3 protein-coding genes and 1 pseudogene are annotated in these 4552 nt (G+C 71.1%); 1 reads left to right on the top strand and 3 read right to left on the bottom strand.

Features of this window, described 5'->3' with window-relative positions:
* The coding region (locus OP18_RS50355; RefSeq protein WP_081971851.1) for a putative Ig domain-containing protein at window positions 1–1239 on the bottom strand (1239 nt) is incomplete at its 3' end.
* Window positions 1240–1405: 166 nt separating this feature from the next.
* On the opposite strand from OP18_RS50355, the gene OP18_RS50350 reads away from it, so the two are divergent.
* A complete protein-coding gene (locus OP18_RS50350; protein ID WP_033367885.1) occupies window positions 1406–3022 on the top strand; it encodes an amidohydrolase in 1617 nt (538 codons plus the stop codon).
* Window positions 3023–3246: 224 nt separating this feature from the next.
* Here the strand turns inward: OP18_RS50350 and OP18_RS50345 are convergent.
* Together OP18_RS50345 and OP18_RS61650 are read right to left on the bottom strand one after the other, a co-directional pair.
* Window positions 3247–3971, bottom strand: a pseudogene (locus tag OP18_RS50345) (IS256 family transposase); the annotation flags it as partial.
* Window positions 3959–4111 (bottom strand): hypothetical protein, encoded by a 153-nt coding sequence (locus OP18_RS61650; protein WP_169788999.1) that lies wholly within the window; start codon window positions 4109–4111, stop codon window positions 3959–3961. The gene OP18_RS61650 and the pseudogene OP18_RS50345, both read right to left, overlap by 13 nt.
* Between the last annotated feature and the right edge of the window lie 441 nt (window positions 4112–4552).

The following is a 4552-nucleotide window of genomic DNA, read 5'->3' as shown; positions in this document are numbered from 1 at the left end:
GGCGGCGTAGGTGCCGGTGCGGGCGGGTTGGCCCTGGCTGGACCACTGGCCGATGGCGCCGGTGGTGCCGGTCCACGACGTGGCGCCGGACTCGAAGCCGGGGTTGAGCAGCTTCTGGCCGCTGCACGTACCGCCGCCGCCACCACTGACCGTCCAGCCGAACGACGCGGTGCCCGTCGCGCCCGTCGTGTCACTGACCGTCACGGTGGAGGTGGTGGTCTGGGCGGTGGTCGGCGTGCCCGAGATCAGGCCGGTGCTGGCGTTGATGGTCAGGCCCGCGGGCAGGCCGGTGGCCGAGTACGTCAGGGTCTGGCCGCTGCCGGAGGACGACGCCGAGATCTGCAGGGACTTCGGGGTGCCGACCGTCGCGGTCTGCGCGCCGGGGTTGGTCACGGTGACCGTGTTGCCGCTGCCCGGAGGCTTGGTGAGCAGGCAGCCGGCGATCGACAGGTCGATGACCCGCGACGAGTTGAGGCAGGTGGTGAACCAGTACGTCTGCTCACCGTAGCTCTGGCCCTGGTGGACGGTGACGTTGCCGTTCGCGTCGACCTCGCACGGGTTGTTGAGGGTGCAGCTGGCACCGTCGTCGTTGCCCGTGTTGTTGATGCCGATGACGGTGTTGTTCGACGACGCGACGATCGGCGAGCCGGACGTGCCGTGGGTGGTCTGGCAGCCGGTGTTGTACCTGATCGAGTCGTGCCACGTCCACTGGTCCTCGCGCAGGGTGGGCACGAAGCCGTTGATGGTGCAGGTCCAGACCTGCTTCCAGTAGCTGGACGGGATCGTCATCGCCGCGCCGTCCGCCGGGTGGGTGGCGGCGATCGTCAGGGCGGTGGTGTTGTAGCTCGACTTGATCTGCGCGAACGTCTGGGTGAGCTGGTACAGCGCCACGTCGGTGTTCGTCATCGTGGCGTAGAGCAGCTTGTCGGCGCGCACCGTGCCGAGCGAGCCGCCGGTGTTGTTCAGCAGCGTGCCGGTGCGGGAGCTGGTCCGGTTCTGCAGCACCTGACCGGCGTTGATGAAGCCACCCTCGTAGCAGTGGCCGTTGGTGAGCAGCATCGCCCGGTCACTGTCGACCGAGCTGGGGTACCGGACCAGGGCGCCCGAGCAGTTGTTCAGGGCGATGGTCGCGGCCAGCCCGGTGACCTGCACGGCCTGGGCCGGCGCGGGGCCGGCGACGACGCTCGCGGCGACGGCGAGGATGGCCGCGCCGATCGCGATGACCCGTCTCTTGCGCATGGGTGGGTGGTCCCTTCCGGTTGGGGGTACGCAGCGGGTGCCGCGGGATGACCGCGAACACTTCGCCGACCGTCGATGTGGTGATGGCACCATCACATCGACGGGCATGCCGGTCAACGGGGTGGACCCTTTGCGTACCCCCACGGTTGCCGTGCATGCTGCGCGCATGGGTGCGCTGTTGTTCATCGGCGGCCGGGTCTTCGCGCCCGGCGGCGCGGAGGCGGTCGCGGTCCGCGACGGGCGGATCGTCGCCGTCGGCGACCGTGCGGCCGTGCTGTCGCAGTTGTCCGGTCACGCGTTCGACGTCGTCGACCTCGGCGGCCGGGCGCTCGTCCCCGGCCTGCAGGACGCGCACGTCCACCCCGTGTCGGGCGCCCTCGAGCGGCTGCGCTGCGACCTCACGCCCTGGCACACGAAGGCCGACTATCTCGCCGCGGTCGCCGCGTACCCGGGCGACGGCTGGATCACCGGTGGCGGCTGGTCGATGGCGGCGTTCCCGGGCGGCCTGCCGCACCGCGACGACCTCGACACCGTGGCCCCGGACCGGCCGGTCTTCCTACCCAACCGCGACCATCACTCGGCGTGGGTGAACAGTCGCGCACTGTCGATCGCGGGCATTGATCGTGGCACGCCGGACCCGGCCGATGGGAGGATCGAGCGGGACGCCGCGGGGGAGCCGACCGGGGTCCTGCACGAGGGGGCCATGGATCTGATCACGGGGCTGCTGCCCGCCGACACCGCCGAGGACTACGACCGCGCGCTGCTCGAGGCACAGCGCTACCTGTTCAGCCTCGGCGTCACCGGCTGGCAGGACGCGATCGTGGGCGCCTATGCGGGCGCCCGGGACCAGTTCGGCACCTACTTGGCGGCGGATGCGGCAGGTGTACTGCGGGCAAGGGTCACCGGCGCGCTGTGGTGGGACCGCGCGGGCGACGCGTCGCAGATCGCGGGCTTCGAGGCCCGGCGCGCCGCCGCCGGTCACGGCAGGTTCCGGGCCACCGCCGTGAAGATCATGCAGGACGGCGTCGCGGAGAACTTCACCGCCGCGATGCTCGAGCCCTACGTCGGCCGGGACGGCCACTGCGGCCAGTCCAACGTCGACCCCGCCCGCCTGCGTGAGTACGTGACACAACTGGACGCCGCCGGGTTCGGCGTGCACTTCCACGCCATCGGCGACCGGGCCGTCCGCGAGTGCCTCGACGCGGTCGCGGCCGCCCGGACCCGTGGCGCCTCCGGTGCCCGTCACCACCTGGCCCATCTGCAGGTGGTCCACCCCGACGACGTGCCGCGCTTCGCCGCGCTCGACGTCACCGCCAACATCCAGGCCCTGTGGGCGACCCACCACGAGCAGAACGACACGCTGTGCGTGCCGTACTTCGGCCCCGAGCGCGCCGGCTGGCAGTATCCGTTCGGGTCGATCGCCCGCACCGGCGGCCGGCTCGCCGCGGGCAGCGACTGGCCCGTCACCACCCCCGACCCGTGGTGGGCGATCCACGTGGCCGTGCACCGCACCGAGCCCGCCGTCTCGGGCGAGGCGGACTGGCCGACGTCCCAGGTGCCGATGCTGCCGCACGAGGCGCTGAGCCTGGAGCAGGCGCTGACGGCGTACACGCTGGGCTCGGCGTACGTGAACGGCACCGACGACGAGACCGGCTCCATCACCGTCGGCAAGGCCGCCGACCTGGTCGTGCTGGACCGGGACCCCTTCGAGCCCGGCGCCACGCTGTACGAGACGACCACCGACCTCGTGTTCGTGGACGGGGAGGTGGTGCACGAGCGGTAGCCGGACAGCGCGCGATCGGTTCGACCGCGGAGGGAGCTTCGCGCCCGCAGCGCGCGAAGCGCGGCGGCCGCTGGTTCGGCGCGCGGCGGTGGTTTTGTTGACGCGGGCGCGCGGCGGTTGTCGGTGCGGACACGACGGCCGCCGACGCGGGCGCAGGGCGGTGGCTGGGTCGCGTCCGCTGGCGTGGTGTAGGAACGGCCAGCGTTGCTCCAGTTGGGTGGATGTTAGGCGGCTGCGAGTTCAGCGGCGACGGGTTCGGTGTTGGTTCCCTCGGTGGTGATCAGGGCGAGTCGTGCTTTGTTGAGGAGTTCCAGGCCCATGTAGCGGCGTCCTTCGGTCCATTCGTCGGTAGGTTCGGCCAGGACGGCGCCGACGAGCCGGATGATCGCAGCGCGGTTGGGGAAGATGCCGACGACCCCGGTGCGGCGGCGGATCTCCTTGTTGACCCGCTCTTGGGGGTTGTTGCTCCAGACTTGGCGCCAGACCTCCCGCGGGAAGCCGGTGAAGGCGAGGAGTTCCTCGCGGGCGTCGTGCAGGCGGTCCGCGGCGGTGGGGAACCGTTCGCCGATCGCGGTGACGGCGCGGTCGTACTGGGCGGGGACGGTGTCGGCGTCGGGCTGGTCGAAAATGGTGCGGACCAGGGTAGCGACCCATGGCTGCGCCGACTTCGGCACCTTGGTGAGCAGGTTGCGTCGGTAGTGGGTGCGGCAGCGTTGCCAGGTGGCGCCGGGCAGCGCGGCGCCGATGGCGTTAACCAAGCCGCGGTGGGCGTCGGAGACGACGAGACGGACGCCGGACAGTCCGCGGGCGGTCAGGGAACGCAGGAACGCCAGCCAGCCAGCCAGCCAGCACCGTCCTCATCGGAGCACACCTCCATGCCGAGGACCTCCCGGCCGACGTCGGCGTTCACACCGACCGCGACGAGGGCGTGGACGTTCACGATCCGGCCGCGCCGCACACCGCGTCGGCCTCGGCGGACATCAGCGCTTCGGTGAACGTTTTCACCATCGCACGCAACAGATCGGGTGACGCGGACTCGACATACTCACGCAGGAACGCGGCACCGTCCACACGCAAAGGTGCGGCCATCGCTTGATCTCCCTCAGTTCTTCGTCGTTCCGAAGGATCTGGCGGTGGCCGTTCCCATTCACTACATCACGCCCAAAGTGGGCGAGTCGTACACCACCTCCGTGGACGCGACCGCGCTTTGTCGACGGCGGCGTGCACCCCGCGGCCGGGCCGGCGATCCCGGCCGTGCCGTCGGTGCGCGAACCCCGCGTGGACAGTCGCTCGTGGACCACGCCCTGCTGGCAACGAGCGCGCCGATGTTGCGTCTCGCGCCGGCCCCGGACGGCAGTCGCCGCTGCATGCGGGGCTGCGGTGTGCCCGGCGGTGGCCGGCCTCCGTCAACCTGGTGGATCGGTGTTCCCCTGGAGCCTGTTGCGTTTTCGGTGGTGGGGTTGGGTTGCTGAATGAGGGGGCGGCGCGAAGCGCCGTCCCCTCATTCAGGTGCTGGTGGTGAGGGTGTGG

The organism is Dactylosporangium aurantiacum, assembly GCF_000716715.1.
Taxonomy (GTDB): Bacteria; Actinomycetota; Actinomycetes; order Mycobacteriales; family Micromonosporaceae; genus Dactylosporangium; species Dactylosporangium aurantiacum.
This window is presented reverse-complemented; position numbering and strand designations above follow the sequence as displayed.